Origin of the sequence: Aeromonas veronii bv. veronii (genome assembly GCF_000820225.1) — a bacterium.
Lineage (GTDB): Bacteria > Pseudomonadota > Gammaproteobacteria > Enterobacterales > Aeromonadaceae > Aeromonas > Aeromonas veronii.
Genome location: NZ_CDDK01000018.1, coordinates 173,655 through 192,436, shown reverse-complemented (window position 1 = coordinate 192,436; position 18,782 = coordinate 173,655). Strand labels below are relative to the sequence as shown.

Below are 18,782 nucleotides of genomic sequence, written 5' to 3'. Positions count from 1 at the left end.
TCACGTCCCCACGCGACAGGATTAAATTAACCACTATTACTGACTTATTAATTGATTATTTATCCCGTTTGATACGCTCTCATTGCCCCTCTTACTATGCCTGCGACCTATCCATTGCCGATGCAACTATCGGCCTTCAAACTGGCATAGCAAAGTGGAAAACAGATGATCACCACAGACGGGAATAACGCAGTCGCCTCGGTGGCGTACCGCACCAGCGAAGTCATCGCCATCTACCCCATCACCCCCAGCTCGGCCATGGCCGAGCAGTCGTCGGCCTGGTCGAGCGAGCGGGGCAAGAATCTCTGGGGGGATGTGCCCCGGGTTGTCGAGATGCAGTCGGAAGGGGGCGCCATTGCCGCCGTCCACGGCGCCCTGCAGACCGGCGCGCTGGCGACCTCGTTTACCTCGTCGCAGGGTTTGCTGCTGATGATCCCCAACCTCTACAAGCTGGCGGGTCAGCTCATCCCCTTTGTGCTGCATGTGGCGGCACGCACCGTGGCGACCCACGCGCTATCGATCTTTGGCGATCACTCGGACGTGATGGCGGTGCGCCAGACCGGCTGCGCCATGCTCTGTGCCAGCAATGTGCAGGAGGCGCAGGACTTTGCCCTGATTTCTCAAGTGGCCAGCCTCAACAGCCGCCTCCCCTTTATTCACTTCTTCGACGGCTTTCGTACCTCTCACGAGATCGCCAAGATAGCACCGCTCGCTGACGACACCCTGCGTGCCCTGCTGCCCGCAGATGCCATCCGTGCTCATCGTGACCGGGCGCTCACTCCCGACAAACCGGTCATTCGCGGCACCGCCGCCAACCCGGACACCTACTTCCAGTGCCGGGAGGCGAGCAATCCCTGGTATGACGCCGCCTATGGCCATGTGAGCGAAGCGATGCAGGCCTTTGGCGAGCAGACCGGCCGCTACTACCGGCCGTTTGAATATGTCGGCCACCCGCAGGCGGAGCGGATAGTGGTGCTGATGGGCTCGGCCATCGGCACCTGTGAAGAGGTGATCGAACGCCTGCTTGCCCAAGGGGAGAAGGTGGGGCTGGTGAAGGTGCGGCTGTTCCGTCCCTTCTCAGCCGGGCACCTGTTGGCCGCGATTCCCGAGAGTGCCCGCACCATCGCCGTGCTGGATCGCACCAAGGAGCCGGGCGCACAGGCCGAGCCCCTCTATCTCGACGTGATGACAGCGCTGGCCGAAGCGGTCAGCCGGGGCGAGCGGGCAAGCCTGCCGCGGGTGATCGGCGGTCGCTACGGCCTCTCCTCCAAGGAGTTCGGCCCCGCCTGCGCGCTGGCGGTGTTTGCCGAACTGGCGCAAGAGAACCCGCGCCCGCGCTTTACCGTCGGTATATTCGATGACATCACAGGTCTCTCGCTACCGCTGGCCGCGCTGGATTCGCAAACCCCCATCCACAGCCAGCAACACAAGCTGGAGGCGCTCTTCTACGGCCTTGGCAGCGATGGCACCGTCTCGGCGGCCAAGAACAGCATCAAGATCCTCGGCAACCACACCGGCCTCTATCCGCAGGGCTATTTCGTCTACGACTCCAAAAAGGCGGGCGGCCTCACCGTCTCTCACCTGCGGGTGGGCGAGCGGCCGCTGCAATCGGCCTATCTGGTGGAAGAGGCGGACTTTATCGGCTGCCATCAGTGGCAGTTTGTCGACAAGTACCATATGGCAGAGCGCTTGAAAGCGGGTGGCATCTTCCTGCTCAACACCCCCTACAGCGAAGCGGAGATCTGGCAGCGCCTCCCCAGCGAGGTACAGCACGCCCTGCGCGAGAAAGAGGCGCGCTTCTACATCATCAACGCCGCCAAAATTGCCCGCGACTGCCAGCTCGGCAACCGCATCAATACCGTGATGCAGATGGCCTTCTTCCAGCTCAGCGCCATCATTCCCCCCGCAGAGGCGACCAGCCTGCTGAAGCAGGCCATCGCCACCAGCTATGGTAGCAAGGGACAAGCGCTGGTCGAACGCAACTGGCAGGCACTGGAGGCAACCTGCGCCGCCCTGACCCGGGTGCCACTTGGCGAGCTGGATCCCGCCAGCCGCCCCCGCCCGCCGGTGGTTTCGGCCAAGGCCCCCGACTTTGTCCAGACCGTCACCGCCGCCATGCTGGCGGGACTGGGGGACAGCCTGCCGGTCTCCGCCTTCCCGCCGGATGGCACCTGGCCGGTCGGCACCACCCGCTGGGAGAAGCGCAATATCGCCAAGGAGATCCCCATCTGGGAGGCGGAGCTCTGCACCCAGTGCAACTACTGTGTCGCCGCCTGTCCCCACTCGGCCATTCGCGCCAAGGTGGTAGAACCGGATGCGCTGGCCGCTGCCCCCGCCACCCTGGATGCGCTGGATGTGAAATCCCGCGACATGCGCGGCCAGCAGTATGTGCTGCAGGTGGCGCCGGAGGATTGCACCGGCTGCAATCTCTGCGTCGAGGTGTGCCCGGCCAAGGATCGCAGCAACCCGGATCGCAAGGCGATCAATATGGCTTCACGCCTCGATCACCTCGACGAGCAGAAGGCCAACTACGACTTCTTCCTCGACCTGCCAGAGCGCAGCGCCGAGCAGCTGGAACGCATCGACATCCGCACCTCCCAGCTCATCTCGCCGCTATTTGAATACTCGGGCGCCTGCTCCGGCTGTGGCGAGACTCCCTATATCAAGTTGCTGACCCAGCTCTATGGCGATCGGCTACTGATTGCCAACGCCACCGGCTGCTCGTCCATTTATGGCGGCAACCTGCCTACCACCCCTTACACCACCAACGCCGACGGGCGCGGCCCAGCCTGGGCCAACTCGCTGTTTGAAGACAACGCCGAGTTCGGACTGGGCTTCCGTCTTACCGTCGATCAGCACAGGGAGCGGGTGCGCCGTCTGCTGGCGAGCCTGGTCGACACCATCCCGGCAGCGCTGCGCGAGGCGCTCGGCGATACCACCCTGCCGGTTTCCGAGCAGCGGGCCCATATCCAGCAGTTGCGAGCGCTGCTGCAGGGGAGCCAGACCCCGGCAGCCCAAGAGCTGGCTCGCGATGCGGACTATCTGGTGGAAAAATCGGTCTGGCTCATCGGCGGCGATGGCTGGGCCTACGACATCGGCTTTGGCGGGCTCGACCATGTGCTGAGTCTGGGGGAGAACATCAATGTGCTGGTGCTCGACACCCAGTGCTACTCCAACACCGGCGGCCAGCAGTCGAAGGCGACGCCACTCGGTGCCATTACCAAGTTTGGCGAGCAGGGCAAACGCAAGGCGCGCAAGGATCTCGGGGCCAGCGTGATGATGTATGGCCACGTCTATGTGGCGCAGATCTCCCTCGGCGCCCAGATGAACCAGACGGTGAAGGCAATTCAGGAGGCGGAAGCCTACCCGGGCCCCTCGCTCATCATCGCCTACAGCCCCTGCGAGGAGCATGGCTACGACATGGCCGAGAGCCACGAGCAGATGAAACAGCTGACCGCCACCGGCTTCTGGCCGCTCTACCGCTTCGATCCACGCCGCGCTGACGAGGGCAAACTGCCGCTGGCACTCGACTCGCGGGCACCCAATGCCTCGCTGGCCGAGACCTTGCGCCACGAGCCCCGCTTCCAGCGGCTGGAGCGCCAGCTGCCGGAGGTAGCCTGCCAACTCTATGAAGAGGCCGAACAGGAGGCGAATCGCAGATTCGCCTGGCTGAGCCAGCTGGCAGGCAAGGAGAGTCCGGCGCAGGAGTAACTCGCGCATGGCTTGATGGCAGCAGCCACTCTGTTCGCCAAATAACAATCAGGGCTCCCCGCGGGGAGCCCTGATGCTATCTATAGTGAGCCAATGTTAGCGCAGGCCAAATCAGGCGCTGATGGAGGCCAGCTCGTGGCGCTTCAACGCCAGCAGGGTGATGAGCAGCGCCACCGTGGCGATCAATGCCATGCCGATATAGGTCGCGCTGAAGCCCGGGGCCAGCAGATCGGGGGCAAGTCGGCTCAGATCGCCATCGCTGCCGGCTGGCAGGCGGAAATGAAACAGCATGGAGCAGATGGCCACGCCGACGGCACCGCCGAGCTCCCTCCCGAAGTTGAACAGCGACATGCCGATACCGCGATCCTGCCGTGGCAGGGCATTTTGCACTACTACCGAGAGGGCGGGCAGCACCAGACCGAGACCAATACCGGCAAACCCGAGCGCCAGCTTGACCCAGGCATCGAAGTGGATCTGCCACAGAGCCACCGCGGCCAGCGCAAACCCCACCGCAACAAAGCTCTTGTAGTGACCGGTACGGCCAATCAGCTTGCCACCGACAAAAGCGCCAGCGGTGATGCAGATCATGAAGATGACCATGATGGCACCGCTCTCGCTGGCACTCATCCCCTTCTGCCACTGCATCTGCAACGGCAGATATACCAGCACGGCAAACATCAGCAACTGGGATAGCATCACCAGCAGCACGCTCACCAGATAGCCGGGCAGCCGGGCCAGATGGGCAGGCAATATGGGGTCGTGGGCACGCCGCTCAATCAGAACGAGCAGCAGCAGTGCAACGCCCAGCGCCGCCGAAAGCCAGAGTGCGGGCAGCGCCGCCTCCGGCGAGAGCAGCAACAGGGTGAGCGTGGTGACGGTAATCAGCAGACCCGCCCCCTTCCAGTCGAAGCGACTGTGGCGACGTACGTTGAGCTGCTTGAGGTTGCGGTTGATGAGAAAGACCGCCAGCGCCCCGAGCGGCAGATTGATCCAGAAGATCCAGCGCCAGCTGAGCTGCTCGGTGAAATAACCGCCGAGCAAGGGGCCAGCGATGCTGGAGACCGCATAGACCGCCGAGATGTAGCCCTGATACTTGCCCACCTCCCGCGGTGGAATGGTGTCGGCAATCACGGTAAACGCGAGGGCAATCAGGCCGCCGCCTCCCAGCCCTTGCAGCACCCGGGCTGCCAGCAAGGTCGGCAGATCCTGGGAGAGCGCACAGGCCACCGAGCCCGCCAGAAACAGGCCGATACCGATATTGAGCATCCGCACCCGGCCAAAGAGATCGCTCAGCTTGCCGTAGAGGGGCAGCACGGCGGTAGCCGCCAGCAGGTAGGCGGTGACCACCCAGGTGAGGGCGGCCCCAGCGTGCAGCTCGGCGCCAATCATGGGCAGCGGGGTGGTGACTATGCTCTTTTCCAGTGAACCGAGCGCAATCACCAGCGCCACACTGGAGAAGATGGTTTTGGGGGATATTTTCGAGGTCATAAGCGGACTCGCTGATCTGATATGCCAAAGTATCCGGCAATGAACGGATTATTGTCTCACAAATCAGCAAGAGATAGAAAAAACGGCGGCCACAATATGCCCAACCATGAGGCCGATCCCACAAAACGCCGACCGTTTCTGCTAGCCTGCTCTATTTGATTCGAGGAGCCCCCATGAGCGAGCGTGAGCAGTACGGGTTTGATCACTACGATGCCCTGATTTTCGATATGGATGGCACTTTGGTAGATTCCATGCCCCTTCATCTGGATGCTTGGGAGCTTACCTGCGCCGAATTCGGCATCCCCTTCGAGCGGGAGCAGCTCTATCAATACGGCGGTATACCCACCCGCAAGATCATCGCCATGCTGGCCGAGCAGCAGGGGCTGACGGTGGATGTCGAGGCCTTTACCCGTCGCAAGATTGCCCTCTATATGGAACATATCGACAAGGCCAGCGTCTTTCCCAAGATGTGGGAGCTGGTCAGGCACTATCACGGCAAGGTGAAGATGGGGATTGGCACAGGATCACCGCGCAGCCAGGCGGACGCTATCCTGAAAAGCTCCGGACTCGACGCCTATATCTCGGTAGTAGTAAGTGCCGATGATGTCACCAACCACAAACCGCACCCCGACACCTTTTTGCGGGTGGCCGAGCTGCTCGGCGCCAATCCGACAAACTGTCTGGTGTTTGAAGATACCCGGATCGGGCTTGAGGCGGGCAAGGCGGCAGGGATGGATACCGTGCTGGTTATCGAAGGTGACCTGCACCCGCGCTAAACGGCTCAGGGGCAAGCAGGCAAACCGATAAAATGGTGCCATCACAGTGGCACCATTTTTTATTCATGTGAGCTTGGCGGCAGCGTCAGTGCCCGGACAGAGTTGCGATCGCAGCCGGAATAGTCGCAACCGTCAGACAAAGGGCGTTGGCGTTGGCCTCATCCTGTAGCGCCTGATGAGTGCGAAGCAGCTCAAGGGCTTCGGCCGGGGTATCTGCAAAGGTGGGGGCGGCGATGGCGGCAAATCCCTGTTCGACCAGTTGACGACGCTCATCGCTATAGCTGGGTGCATTGGCATCTAGATAGGTAAGCGCCTGACCCTGCTTGAAAAAGTGATAGTTAGGCATCGATTGGCCCCGCAAAAATAAAGCGCCATTCTACTCCTTTTTGCTCCGCCGCCAGCGTCAATCTGTGTCGTCTCAAGTGATCTCGTTCACATTTTTATCAACAAATTCTCACCTATTAGGCGCCGTCCAAATCCCCTCTTCACGCGGCGTCAGACAACACCCGATACCGTCACTCTGCGCCAAACAAAACGCCTCCACAAAGGAGGCGTTGCGACTGAAACAGGGTGGCTCCCGTTACATGGCATTCGTCGATTCAAAGATCTTGTCCGCCGAGGCCTCGACAAAGCCCGGATAGAGCACGCCATCGGCCTGCGGATAGCGCAGGGCAAACTCGTAGAAGCAGCTCGGGATGGTACGCACCCCATCGCTGAACGGAACCTCGGCTTTGTCCGCCATGGTGGAGGATTGCTCCAGCATCACCTGCGGATCCCCCTTCACCTCGCCACCCACACTGTTGAGGACAAAACCCGCAGCCTTCAGCGCCGCATTGACCTGATGGATGGTGTCGAAATCCTTCAACTTGTTGATATTGACCGTGAAGTGGTTGGCACGATAACCCCAGGCTGCCATCCAGGCCGCGTACTCGCTCTCCGCCAGCAGAGTCTGATAATCGGCATAGGAGACCTGCCAGGGGGCACCGGTGTAGAGAAATGCCGGGGTATCGGTCAGATGATCGGGCACCTGATCGGCCAGCTTGTGGATGATGGCCTGCGCCGCTAGGGAGAGTTCTTCCACCTTCAGCTCGCTGATAAACACCTTGGGAGCGTCCGGATCCTGATGCTCGAAGTGCTTGGCGTAGAGCTTCTTGGCCTTGAAAACGTACTCGCCCTTCTGCTCGTAACCGAGCGCCAGAAAGTGGGCGGCCAGCTTCTCCAGCCCCAGCTTGGGCAGGTTGTAGGTACGAAACGCCACGTGATCGTTGACGATGGGCTCGCCGCCACCCAGCAGGGTGTGCACCTTGAGGGCGCTCGGGGTCACCTTGATGTAGTTGTCCCACAGATGGCTGAACAGGGTGTCGATATCCTTTTGCATCTCTCTTTCCTTTGATTGCGGGTACAGATGGGGGCACCGCTGGATGCCCCGTGTCGTTATTAGAAGCGCAGGCCGGGCGACAGTTGATCCGGCATGGCGGCCTTGCTGTCTTCAACGGAGACGACTGGGGATATGACACAGTAGTCGGCGGCGTTGAGCCATCTCTGCTGCATTGGCATCCCCATTTTCTCTTAAAACGTCAAGCCGGGAGACAGCTGCTCCGGCATGGCTGCTTTGCTGTCTTCGACAGAGGCAACCGGATACGCACAGTAGTCAGCAGCGTAGTAGGCGCTCGCCCTGTGGTTGCCGGAAGCGCCGATACCACCAAACGGCGCGGCACTGGAGGCACCGGTGATAGGCTTGTTCCAGTTGACGATACCGGCGCGGATCCGCTTGAAGAAGTGATTCCAGTCCGCCTCATTGTCACCCAGTAGACCGGCCGAGAGACCGTAGCGGGTGGCGTTGCCCTGATCGATGGCGGCATCGAAATCGTCATAGCGAATGAGTTGCAGCAGCGGGCCGAAGTACTCTTCGTCAGGCAGCGCGCTCACTGAGGTCACGTCGATAATGCCCGGGGAGACAAAGCCTGTGCCCGCTTCCAGGTGCTTGAGGGTAAGCAGGCTCTCGCCACCGAGGCGCTGCAGGTTGGCTTGCGCCTCGACCATGCCCAGTGCAGCCTTCTCGCTTATCATCGAGCCCATGAACGGCTGCTCGGCGGCGTCATAGAGGCCGACCTTGATCTGGCTGACCACCTCGACCAGTCGATTGACCAGGGCATCGCCCCGCTCGCCGCGCTCGACAAACAGGCGGCGGGAGCAGGTGCAGCGCTGACCGGAAGTGATGAACGCCGACTGGACGATGGCATGCACAGCGCCGTCGATGTCGCTCACGTCTTTCACGATCAGCGGGTTGTTGCCGCCCATCTCCAGCGCCAGAATTTTGCCCGGCTGGCCGGCAAACTGCTGATGGAGGAAATGACCGGTGCGGGAGGAGCCGGTAAAGAAGAGACCGTCGATATCGGGGTTGCCAGCCAGCGCCTTGCCAGTCTCGACCTCCCCTTGCACCAGATTGAGCACTCCCTTGGGCAATCCGGCCTCCTGCCACACCTTGACCATGGTCTCGGCCACCATGGGGGTCAGCTCGGAGGGTTTGAACACCACGGCGTTACCCGCGATCAGTGCAGGTACGATATGGCCGTTGGGCAGATGACCCGGGAAGTTGTAAGGGCCGAACACCGCCACCACACCGTGGGGCTTGTGACGGACAAACGCCTTGGCGCCCGGCATGGCATTTTCAACGGTGCCGGTGCGCTCGTCGTGCGCACGAATGGAGATGGCAATCTTGCCCTGCATGGCGGCCACTTCGGTGCGGGTCTCCCACAGCGGTTTGCCTGTTTCGCGGGCGATAGTCAGGGCCAGCGCCTCTTTCTGCTCGCCGAGCAGGTCGGCATAACGACGCACTATGGTCAGACGATCCTCAAGGCTAATGTCCGCCCAGTGGTAGAAGGCGGCACGGGCGGCCTTGACAGCGGCATCCACTTGCGCCGCACTGGCGGCAGCCCCCTGCCAGATCACCTCGTTCTTGGCCGGATCCCGTGACTCGAACGGCTTGCCTTCACCGGCAAGCCACTGACCGTCGATAAATTGCACTAACTGGCTCATCCATTCACTCCCTGTCGCTGGCAGGCAGCCTCGGCTGCCTGTCTGATAATCGGTTTGCTTGTCCTGTTTGTCTCAGTCGAGGTCGACCACCCGCACCATGTCGCCATCCTGCACCTTGAGTGCCGCCGCCATCTTGGGCGGAATGATGGCTTCGTGCTTGTCGAGATCGACCCGGATATTGCCGTAGCAGGCGCGGTAATGCTCGAAACGGCTGTTGCAGATAAGGTGGGTCTTGCCACCGATGGGCTCGCCCACCAGCACTCGCAGCTTCTTGCTGCGGCGCACGCTGCGGATATTCTTCACGTCGCACTCGACGGTGGGGCCCGCATCGAAGATATCGACGTAGCCACGGTTCACGAAGCCCTCGTCCTGTAGCATCTTGATGGCCGGGCGGGTCTTCTCGTGGGTCTGACCGATAACGGCCCGCGCCTCTTTGCTCAGCAAATTGACGTAGATGGGATACTTGGGCATCAACTCGGCGATAAAGCGCTTCTTGCCGATGCCGGTCAGATAGTCGACGGTGGGAAAATCCATCGAGAAGAAATGAGTCTGCAGCCACTCATAGAAGGGGCTGTGACCGTTGGCATCGGAGACGCCGCGCATCTCGGCGAAGACGGTCTCGTCAAACAGCTCGGGGTGCTCGGCCATAAACAGAAAACGGTGCTTGGAGAGCAGGCGGCCGTTGAGCCCCTCGCGGGCACATTCGCGCAAGAACAGGGTGCAGAGCTCGGAGTTGCCGGTGTAGTCGTTGGAGAGGGTCAGGGTTTCTACGACGTTGTAGATGCCGAGCTTGGGAGAAGAGTGCACCACCTTGCCGATGTGGTAGTTGTAAAACGGCTGGGAGAGGCCAACCGCGGCATCGATGGCACAGGTGCCGACCATCTCGCCGGTCTCCAGATCCTCGGCCACGAAGAAGTAGAGGCAGTCCCCCTTGCCGGCGGGCTTGTCGGAAAAAGTCTGGGTAGAGGCGTCAATCTTGCGCTGCAGCAGCTCATCGTTGACGGGCAACGAGGTCATGCCGGTGCCGGACTCGATGGCGCAGGTCTTGAGCCCGGCAAAATCTTTTTGCTCGATGGGACGGATAACCAACATAAATGACAACTCCCTTTCATTGACGACAGGTGGGGTCCCGGCTCCTGCCGGGAGAGCTCCCCACCTCAATTTGGAATCAGGCGTTAACCACCTGGGCAACCGCCTTCTCGAAGCGGGCCAACCCTTCCTTGATGTCCGCTTCCGGGATCACCAGTGAAGGGGCAAAACGAACCACGTTGGTACCGGCCACCAGTGCCATCAGCCCCTGATCGATGGAGGCCAGCAGGAAGTCACGGGAACGTCCCTTGTACTCTTCGCTCAGGGCCGCGCCCAGCAGCAGACCCTTGCCGCGGATCTCGCTAAAGCAGTGGTATTTGGCATTGATGGCTTCAAGGCCATCGCGGAACAGCTGTTCGCGCTGCTTGATGCCAGCCAGCACCTCCGGAGTATTGATCACATCGATCACCGCCTCGGCGACCGCACAGGCCAGCGGGTTGCCGCCGTAGGTAGAGCCGTGAGTGCCCACTTTCAGGTAAGAGGCGATTTCGTTGGTAGTCAGCATGGCGCCGATGGGGAAACCGCCACCCAGCGCCTTGGCGCTGGTGAGGATGTCCGGCGTGACGCCCAGACCCATATAGGCATAGAGATCACCGGTCCGGCCAACCCCTGACTGCACTTCGTCATACACCAGCAGGGCATTGTGTTTGTCGCACAGCTCGCGCACCCCTTTGGCAAACTCGTCGGTAGGACGAATGATGCCCCCCTCCCCTTGCAGCGGCTCCATCACCACGGCGCAGGTGTTGTCGGAGATCACCTCGGCCAGCGCCGCCAGATCGTTGTAGGGTACGTGGGTAATGTCACCGGGCTTGGGACCGAAGCCATCGGAGTAGACTGCCTGGCCACCGACGCTGACGGTAAAGAAGGTACGACCGTGGAAACCCTGATTGAAGGCGATGATCTGGGTCTTCTGCTCGCCAAACTTCTCGATGGCGTAGCGGCGAGCCAGCTTGAGAGCGGCTTCGTTTGCTTCGGCGCCGGAGTTGCAGAAGTAGACCTTGTCCGCGAAGGTGGCGGCAACCAGCTTCCTGGCCAGACGCAGGGCCGGCTCGTTGGTCATGACGTTGGAGAGGTGCCACAGCTTCTCGCCCTGGGTTTTCAGGGCCTCGACCAGCTTGGGATGACAGTGACCCAAACCGTTGACGGCGATGCCACCGGCGAAGTCGACATACTCGCGCCCTTCCTGATCCCAGACACGTGACCCTTCACCACGCACCGGGATGATCTTGGCGGGCGCATAGTTGGGAACCATCACTTCATCAAACACTTCACGTGTCACTGCCAACAACTCTGACATATAGCTCTCCTTCGATTCGGCGACAGAATAATCCACCGCCCAAAAGTTAAATCCGTGTAAACGTGACGGGATTATCACAGAAATAAAGTAAAAAGTCTGTAACAAGACGGCCTATAAGGAACAATGTTCGATTGCTCTTGAGATTTTAGGCAACCGCATTGCATAACGACTCAGGGGGACTTGGCAAGAGATAATTTGGGCAGGAGAGGGGGTGAATAAAGTGTCAGGGAAATTTTTTTTGCCTTCTCTCGAACTTGAGAAGGCGATCACAACTTTTTATGAACGCGCCAGAAAGTTGGCCAGCAACTGATGGCCCTGCTCGCTCAAAATGCTCTCCGGATGGAACTGAACACCCTCGACAGGGAGCGTCTTGTGGCGCAGCCCCATGATCTCGTCAAACGAGCCATCGGCATGCTCGCTCCAGGCGGTGATGTCGAAGCAATCGGGCAGCGTGTCGCGCTCCACCACCAAGGAGTGGTAACGAGTCACCCGCAGCGGGTTGTTGAGCCCCTTGAACACCCCCTCATGGCGATGGCGGATGAGCGAGGTTTTGCCGTGCATTACCTGACGGGCACGGACTACGCGGGCACCGAAGGCCTGCGCCAGCGACTGATGACCGAGACAAACGCCGAGAATGGGCAGCTTGCCAGCAAAGTGGCTGATGGCATCGAGAGAGATCCCCGCCTCATTGGGCGTACAGGGACCGGGAGAGATCACCAGAAAACGGGGAGAGAGCTGCGCTATGGCATCAAGCGTCAGTTCATCATTGCGCTTGACCACAACCTCTTGTCCCAGGGCGCCGAAATATTGCACCAGGTTCCAGGTAAAAGAGTCGTAGTTATCGATCAACAACAGCATGAGATAACCAACAGCGGAGAATTAACGATCGAGATAACGACCCTGTTCCATTTCCCGTTCACGCTGACACTCGGCCAGATAGATGGCGGCAGCAACGGCAGGGGTTTTATGGTGCTTGTCGATGGCATTGGAGACCATCAACTGCAGGGTATTGAGGTTTTTCGCCTTGCGAAATTTACGTAGCCAGTGACCTTTGTCACTCAGCTCTTCAGCAGAAATAGTTGGTTGAACAGGCATGCTTTCTCTTGGGGATATTACCCAGGTTGAAATAAAGAAATTAAACAAAATAGCCGGGCAGAAAATAAAGAAAGCCAGGCAAATACCCAGCTCTCTTCTACTACACCTTCCCAGTATGTCAGGCTCGAGGAACGAAGCCGACTACATCATATACGCTGGTCAGGGTTTTTTCAGCTCTTTCGCGCGCCTTTTGTGCGCCTTCTGCCAGAATCGCGATCAGATGGGCCTCATCCTGACGCAACTCGTGGAAACGGGCCTGGATTGGTTCCAGCAGCGCAACCACGGCTTCGGCGGTTTCGGTCTTGAGGTGACCGTACATCTTGCCTTCGAAGTGCAGCTCCAGCTCGGGGATGGAGCGACCCGTCACCCCGGACATCAGGGTCAGCAGGTTGGAGACACCCGGTTTGTTTTCCGGGTCAAAACGCACCACCGCCGGCTCGTCGGAATCGGTCACCGCACGCTTGATCTTCTTGACGATCTGCTTTGGATCTTCCAGCAGGCCGATGAAGTTGGCCTCGTTGTCATCCGACTTGGACATCTTCTTGGTCGGATCCTGCAGGCTCATCACCCGTGCCCCTTCGGTCGGAATGAAGGGCTCCGGCATGGTGAACACGTCACCATAGAGGTTGTTGAAACGGGTGCAGATGTCGCGGGTCAGCTCCAGATGCTGCTTCTGGTCGTTGCCGACCGGTACCTGATTGGCCTGATAGAGCAGAATATCAGCGGCCATCAGCACCGGATAGCCGAACAGGCCGACGTTGACGTTGTTCTCGAAACGGGCGGACTTGTCCTTGAACTGGGTCATGCGCGACAACTCACCCATCTGGGTATAGCAGTTGAGGATCCAGCCCAGCTCGGCGTGCTGCGGCACGTGAGACTGGATGAAGACGGTGCTCTTCTTGGGATCGATACCGACCGCCAGATAGAGGGCGGCTGCGTCCAGACAAGCCTTGCGCAGGGCAGCCGGGTCCTGACGAGTGGTGATGGCGTGCAGGTCGACGATGCAGTAGAGGCAGTCGAACTCATCTTGCATGTTGACCCACTGACGCAGGGCCCCCATGTAGTTGCCGATGGTCAGTTGACCGGAGGGTTGCGCTCCGCTCAATACGATTGGTTTAGTCATGAGAGTGTTAATCCTTGTTATTCAGCCAGCCCAGCTGCGCTATTAGACCAAAAGTGCATCGAGCTGGGCAAACTGCTCGAATACCCAGTCTGGATGGGAGTCGGCGATGGGGCGGCCATAGTTGTAGCCGTATGTAAGACCCACCACCTTCATGCCAGCCGCCTTGGCCGCCAGCACGTCATTTTCTGAGTCGCCCACCATCAGGGTGCGAGCCGGGCTCACCCCCAACTCCTGGCAAGCGTGCAGCAAGGGCTCCGGGCTCGGCTTCTTGACCGGCACGCAGTTGCCGCCAAGCCAGAGTTCGAAACAATCGCTGATGCCAAGGGCATCGAGGATGGGAGCCACGAAGTCGCTCGGCTTGTTGGTGACGATCGCCTGCTTGTAGCCCAGGGTTTGCAAGCGACGCAGACTCTGCGCCACCCCGTCATACATCGCCAGCCCTTGAAGCAAGCAGGCGTTGTAGTGCTGGAAAAAGATCGGGCGGGCCTTGGCAAACAGCTCGGGATCGGCCTCGCGATAGGCGAGCGCCCGCTGGATCAGCTTGTCGGCACCATTGCCGACCCAGGTACGGATAACCGCTTCATCAGCTTGTTCCAGACCCAGATCAGCCAGAGTCAGATTGACCGCCAGCGCCAGCTGGGCGGCACTGTCAATCAGGGTGCCGTCCAGATCGAACAGCACCAAATCAAATGCGCGCTCAGCGTGTGACATGAGCCAGCTCCGCACGCATCTTGTCGATCACCGCCTTGTAGTCAGGCTGGCTGAAAATGGCAGAGCCGGCGACAAACATGTCGGCACCCGCTTCGGCGATCTCGCGAATGTTGTCGACCTTCACCCCACCATCGATCTCGAGACGGATATCGCGGCCACTCTCGTCGATCAGACGACGCACCTGACGCAGCTTGTCGAGGGTTCCGGGGATGAAGCTCTGGCCACCGAAGCCCGGGTTGACCGACATCAGCAGGATCACGTCCAGCTTGTCCATCACATACTCGAGGCAGGAGAGCGAGGTAGCCGGATTCAGCACCAGACCCGCCTGGCAGCCCATCTCCTTGATGAGGCCCAAAGAGCGATCAACGTGATCGGACGCTTCCGGATGGAAGGTGATGAGGGAAGCACCGGCCTTGGCAAAATCAGGAATGATGCGATCCACCGGCTTGACCATCAGGTGCACGTCGATGGGGGCCTCGATACCGTAGTCACGCAGCGCCTGACAGACCATGGGGCCAATGGTCAGGTTGGGGACATAGTGGTTGTCCATCACGTCGAAGTGAACCACGTCGGCACCGGCAGCCAGTACCTTGGCTACATCGTCACCCAGACGGGCAAAATCGGCAGAGAGGATCGAGGGGGCAATCAGAAAGTCTTTCATCAGCATCATCCATTGGCAGCCAGGGAGAAAAAGCGGCGCAATTTTAACGTAAAAGGCGGGCGAAAACGACTCGAATGCGGGGTAAATGGGGCAATCGCCTCCCCTCCCCCAACCACCCGGGTTTTGGGGCATCGGCACGGGCCCAGGCGCGCCCATAAAAAACGGCGCCCCTGGGCGCCGCATGGTCTGTTACGTCAGTGGCAGTAGTTCACTGTCGCTGGGATAGTAGCCCTGCTCCGGTTCGATTCCGGGCGGATAGAGCGCCAACAATTCGGCCACCTTGTTGCGGGTGCCGCCGTTGCGACTGATGGTGCGCTTGACCAGGATCTCGTCGAGGCGAGCACCGCGATAAAGCTCACGAGTCAGCTCGATATCGTGGTTGCTGATCAGCACCGGCACCCCTTTGTGAGCGGCTGTGTGACGTGCCAGTCGCGCCAGGATCGCCTGATCATCCAGGGTAAACCCGCCGGAGGCATAGGTGGTGAAGCTCGCCGTAGTGGAGAGCGGCGCATAGGGTGGATCACAATAGATAACCCAATCCTCTTCGGCACGCTTGATGGCGTCGGCGTAGCTCTCGCAGATAAAGGTCGCCTTCTGCGCCTTTTCGGCAAAGGCCCACAGCTCTTTTTCCGGGAAATAGGGTTTCTTGTAGGAGCCGAACGGCACGTTGAAGCCGCCCTTCTTGTTGTAGCGGCACAGTCCGTTGAAACCGTGACGGTTGAGAAACAGGAACAAGAGTGCCCGCTCGAAGGTGGTCTCGGTCTGATTGAACTGGGTACGCAGCCGGTAATAGGCCGCCTTGTGGTTGTGCTCTGCCACAAACAGCTTGCGCGCCTCGGCAATGAAACTGTCCGGCGTCAGCTTGAGGTGGTTGTACAGGCAGATCAGATCCGGATTGATGTCGTTGAGCACATACGCGTCGTAGTCGGTGTTGAGAAACACAGACCCGGCCCCGACGAAGGGCTCCAGCAACACACGCCCGGCCGGCAGGCGCTCGGCAATCTCTTCAACCAGGGAGTATTTTCCCCCGGCCCATTTTAAAAAAGCGCGTGTTTTTTTCATGGAAATCCGGTGTGTAAGAAGGCAAGACCCAAAAAGGGGGACGATTCTACCCCCTTATCCGGTATCAAGGCTATTGCTTCAGCTCTTTTTGTACCTGTGCAAACGACTTGGGCCAGGGCTGGCCTTTCAGCAAGGCTGGCGGAAGCTTGCGAATGGCACTCTTGGCCTGGGTCAGACCGGCATAATCCCCTTGCAGCACCACATACCAGGGGCTGCCACGGAATTTGGTCTGATAGACCCAGACCTTACCCGCCAAACCATGCTCGGCAACAAATTGATCCACCGCCTTGGTGTTGCTCGCCCCCATCAGCTGAACGCTGTAGTGGTTGCGCGGCTTCTTGTTCAAGGTGGCGACCGGTGTCAGGGCCACTTTGGGTGCTGGCGCGGCAACCGGCTCGCTGTTGGCGGTTTTGGTGGTGGCCGCAGGCGTTGCGGTTGTCACCGGATTCTGTGCCTTGGCGGTACTGGCTGGCGCCGTGGTTGCGATTGCACCACTGGGGGCTGTGCCACTCGGGTTCTTGCCGGTCAGCTCGTCCACCACGTCAGTAGGCAGAGCGCCGCTCACCTTGGGTTCGGTCATCAGCTTTTGCACGACCTCGTCAGAGATCACCACCCGACGCCCTTCGTAATTGGTTGATTCGGTGGTCACGGTTTCGCTCTCTACCGACTTGGGCAGCACTTTCGCCTCCGGCTGCCAATCCTTCACAACCCCGTTGGGATTGCTGGCTGCATCGCTGTTTTGCGCGCCTTGTGCAGCGGCATCGGTATTCGAACCGCCTGCGGTGAGGGGATCGCCTCCCGCTACCGGGATCGGCAATGCCGTGTTCTGCGCCGGATCCTGCAGCGCCGGTTTGCTTTCATTGTCAAACAGCGCAGGCAGCAGGTAGCTCAAAGCCAGCAGGCCGCCAGCGACCAGCGCGATAGCGGTGGCAATCTTCTTGACAGGCAGCTCCGCCTGACGCTTCTTGGGCCTTCTGTCGGTCATGATATCCTCCAGTAACTGCATGATGGTGGACGGATGTCCGTTCGCCGTTTTCAGGATCTCCTCCACTTGCTGCTTGGGCAAGAGGGTCGCCGGGATCTTGAGCTCTTTGGCTTTTTCATACAAGAAGATGCGCTGCTCGGGCGGGCTCAGGGGCGGCACTTCCAGCTCAAGGGCTGGCATGGCACGCCCTTTGAGCTGCGGCCGTTGGGTACGACACCAGACGTCACTGCCCGAGACAATAATGGCCAGCTGATGGGGCGCCGCCAGGGTATCGTTATGACGTATGATCGCCCACAACTCTCCCAACATCTCGGCCGGCAACTGGTCGGCCCGCTCTATCAGTAGCAACAGGGTGGCTGGCTTGCTCCCCTCCAGCATGCGAAAGAAGCTCTCCGCCAGCGCATCCTGTGGATTGAACAGCGGGCGCGCCACCACCTGTGGCAGCAACAGCTGGCGCACATCCACCATCTTCATGGCAGGCGTACCAATCAGGCTTACCACCCGCACTTTTTCCGGCAACACGCCGAGCAGGGATTCGCACAGCGTACCGCGACCACAACCGGGTTTACCGGAGAGAAAAATGAAAGGGTGATTGAATTCGATCAGATGCAGCAGCCGGTCAACCAGCTGCCGCTGGGAAGGAAGTTTTAGCAGTTTATTCGTCACGACCAGACTCGATCACCGCCAGCAACTCGGCATCGGACACATCCCCCACCACCTGCGCATGGCCGATACCAACCGGCAACACCAGACGCAGCTTGCCTTCCAGCACCTTCTTGTCACGGCGCATATGGCGAATAAAGGCGGAGAAATCCATCTCGGCAGGCGCATGAATGGGCAAATTGGCGGCCAGCAGCAGAGCGCGCACTCGCGCAACGTCCGCTTCACTCATATCGCCACGGGCCTGCGCAGTCCAGGCTGCCAGCATGGTGCCAGCGGATACCGCTTCACCATGCAGCCAGTTGCCATACCCCTGCTCGGCCTCGATGGCATGACCAAAGGTGTGACCCAGATTGAGCAGCGCACGGACGCCGTGCTCGGTCTCATCTTGACCGACCACATCGGCTTTGATCTCGCAGCAGCGTTTGATGGCGTAGGCCAGCGCGGCAGGTTCCAGCTGTTGCAGACGCACCATGTTCTGCTCCAGCCAGCTGAAGAAATCAGCATCCCAAATGATGCCGTACTTGATCACCTCGGCCATCCCTGCGGCAAATTCGCGGGCGGGCAAGGTACTCAGACATTCGGTATCGATAACAACTTGTTTGGGCTGATAAAAAGCCCCAATCATGTTCTTGCCGAGGGGGTGGTTGACCGCGGTTTTACCGCCGACAGAGGAGTCAACCTGGGAGAGCAGAGTGGTCGGGATCTGGATAAAAGGAATGCCACGTTGATAGCTTGCTGCCGCAAAGCCCACCACATCCCCGATCACGCCGCCCCCCAGAGCGATCAGTGTCGTATCGCGCCCATGGTTGGTTTCAAGCAGAGCAGACATGATCTGCTCAAAGGTCGCCAGGTTCTTGTACGCCTCGCCGTCAGGCAGGATCAGGTGTTCAACCTGAAAACCCGACAGCAGAGCGGTTACCTGTTCAAGATAAAGCGGAGCAACGACCGTGTTGGTCACTATCATCACCCGCTTGCCCTTGATGGTCGATACCAGCGCCTCGGGGCGCTGCAACAACCCGGCAGCTATCTCGATGGGATAGCTGCGTTCACCCAGTTCGACCTTCAACCGTTCCATGGACGTC

16 protein-coding genes are annotated in these 18,782 nt (G+C 59.8%); 2 read left to right on the top strand and 14 right to left on the bottom strand.

From position 1 onward, the window contains the following. Positions 1-165 precede the first annotated feature (165 nt). Positions 166-3,711, top strand: a complete 3,546-nt coding sequence (gene nifJ, locus BN1139_RS07090) for a pyruvate:ferredoxin (flavodoxin) oxidoreductase (RefSeq protein ID WP_005353955.1) — start codon at positions 166-168, stop codon at positions 3,709-3,711. A 111-nt stretch (positions 3,712-3,822) separates the two neighbouring features. On the opposite strand, the gene BN1139_RS07085 is transcribed toward nifJ, so the two are convergent. Further along, on the bottom strand, positions 3,823-5,199 hold the full coding sequence (locus tag BN1139_RS07085; RefSeq protein WP_005353957.1) for an MDR family MFS transporter: 1,377 nt from the start codon (positions 5,197-5,199) through the stop codon (positions 3,823-3,825). Between the two features lie 173 nt (positions 5,200-5,372). On the opposite strand from BN1139_RS07085, the gene BN1139_RS07080 reads away from it, so the two are divergent. Continuing rightward, positions 5,373-5,975, top strand: a complete 603-nt coding sequence (locus tag BN1139_RS07080; protein ID WP_005353959.1) for an HAD family hydrolase — start codon at positions 5,373-5,375, stop codon at positions 5,973-5,975. Between the two features lie 85 nt (positions 5,976-6,060). On the opposite strand, the gene BN1139_RS07075 is transcribed toward BN1139_RS07080, so the two are convergent. From BN1139_RS07075 to aroB, 13 genes are all read right to left on the bottom strand, one after another. Further along, on the bottom strand, positions 6,061-6,321 hold the full coding sequence (locus BN1139_RS07075) for a hypothetical protein (RefSeq protein WP_005353961.1): 261 nt from the start codon (positions 6,319-6,321) through the stop codon (positions 6,061-6,063). 234 nt (positions 6,322-6,555) lie between these two features. Continuing rightward, the gene (locus tag BN1139_RS07070) at positions 6,556-7,353 is read right to left on the bottom strand and encodes a DUF1338 domain-containing protein (RefSeq protein ID WP_005353977.1); all 798 of its coding nucleotides are present in this window, start codon (positions 7,351-7,353) and stop codon (positions 6,556-6,558) included. Positions 7,354-7,544: 191 nt separating this feature from the next. Continuing rightward, positions 7,545-9,014: a succinylglutamate-semialdehyde dehydrogenase gene (gene astD / locus BN1139_RS07065; protein ID WP_005353982.1), complete on the bottom strand. Its 1,470-nt coding sequence runs from the start codon at positions 9,012-9,014 to the stop codon at positions 7,545-7,547. 72 nt (positions 9,015-9,086) lie between these two features. Further along, positions 9,087-10,106, bottom strand: a complete 1,020-nt coding sequence (gene astA / locus BN1139_RS07060) for an arginine N-succinyltransferase (RefSeq protein ID WP_005334994.1) — start codon at positions 10,104-10,106, stop codon at positions 9,087-9,089. A 76-nt stretch (positions 10,107-10,182) separates the two neighbouring features. Further along, positions 10,183-11,400 carry an aspartate aminotransferase family protein gene (locus BN1139_RS07055; protein WP_005353984.1) on the bottom strand — a complete coding sequence of 406 codons (1,218 nt, stop codon included), beginning with the start codon at positions 11,398-11,400 and terminating at the stop codon, positions 10,183-10,185. A gap of 276 nt (positions 11,401-11,676) precedes the next feature. Further along, positions 11,677-12,258: an aminodeoxychorismate synthase component II gene (locus BN1139_RS07050; RefSeq protein ID WP_005353985.1), complete on the bottom strand. Its 582-nt coding sequence runs from the start codon at positions 12,256-12,258 to the stop codon at positions 11,677-11,679. A 21-nt stretch (positions 12,259-12,279) separates the two neighbouring features. Then, complete coding sequence (locus tag BN1139_RS07045) at positions 12,280-12,495, bottom strand: hypothetical protein (protein ID WP_005334997.1); 216 nt, start codon at positions 12,493-12,495, stop codon at positions 12,280-12,282. Between the two features lie 118 nt (positions 12,496-12,613). Beyond that, positions 12,614-13,618 carry a tryptophan--tRNA ligase gene (gene trpS / locus BN1139_RS07040; RefSeq protein ID WP_005353986.1) on the bottom strand — a complete coding sequence of 335 codons (1,005 nt, stop codon included), beginning with the start codon at positions 13,616-13,618 and terminating at the stop codon, positions 12,614-12,616. A gap of 42 nt (positions 13,619-13,660) precedes the next feature. Continuing rightward, positions 13,661-14,329 carry a phosphoglycolate phosphatase gene (locus BN1139_RS07035; RefSeq protein WP_005353990.1) on the bottom strand — a complete coding sequence of 223 codons (669 nt, stop codon included), beginning with the start codon at positions 14,327-14,329 and terminating at the stop codon, positions 13,661-13,663. Next, positions 14,316-14,990 carry a ribulose-phosphate 3-epimerase gene (gene rpe, locus BN1139_RS07030; RefSeq protein WP_005335006.1) on the bottom strand — a complete coding sequence of 225 codons (675 nt, stop codon included), beginning with the start codon at positions 14,988-14,990 and terminating at the stop codon, positions 14,316-14,318. The genes BN1139_RS07035 and rpe overlap by 14 nt, the downstream gene beginning before the upstream one ends. Positions 14,991-15,179: 189 nt before the next feature. Beyond that, a complete protein-coding gene (locus tag BN1139_RS07025) occupies positions 15,180-16,052 on the bottom strand; it encodes a Dam family site-specific DNA-(adenine-N6)-methyltransferase (protein ID WP_005335008.1) in 873 nt (290 codons plus the stop codon). Between the two features lie 70 nt (positions 16,053-16,122). Continuing rightward, positions 16,123-17,703, bottom strand: a complete 1,581-nt coding sequence (locus tag BN1139_RS07020) for an SPOR domain-containing protein (protein ID WP_005353991.1) — start codon at positions 17,701-17,703, stop codon at positions 16,123-16,125. Continuing rightward, entirely contained in the window at positions 17,693-18,775 is a 1,083-nt protein-coding gene (gene aroB / locus BN1139_RS07015; RefSeq protein WP_005353993.1) for a 3-dehydroquinate synthase, read from the bottom strand. Before aroB ends, BN1139_RS07020 begins: the two co-directional genes overlap by 11 nt. Between the last annotated feature and the right edge of the window lie 7 nt (positions 18,776-18,782).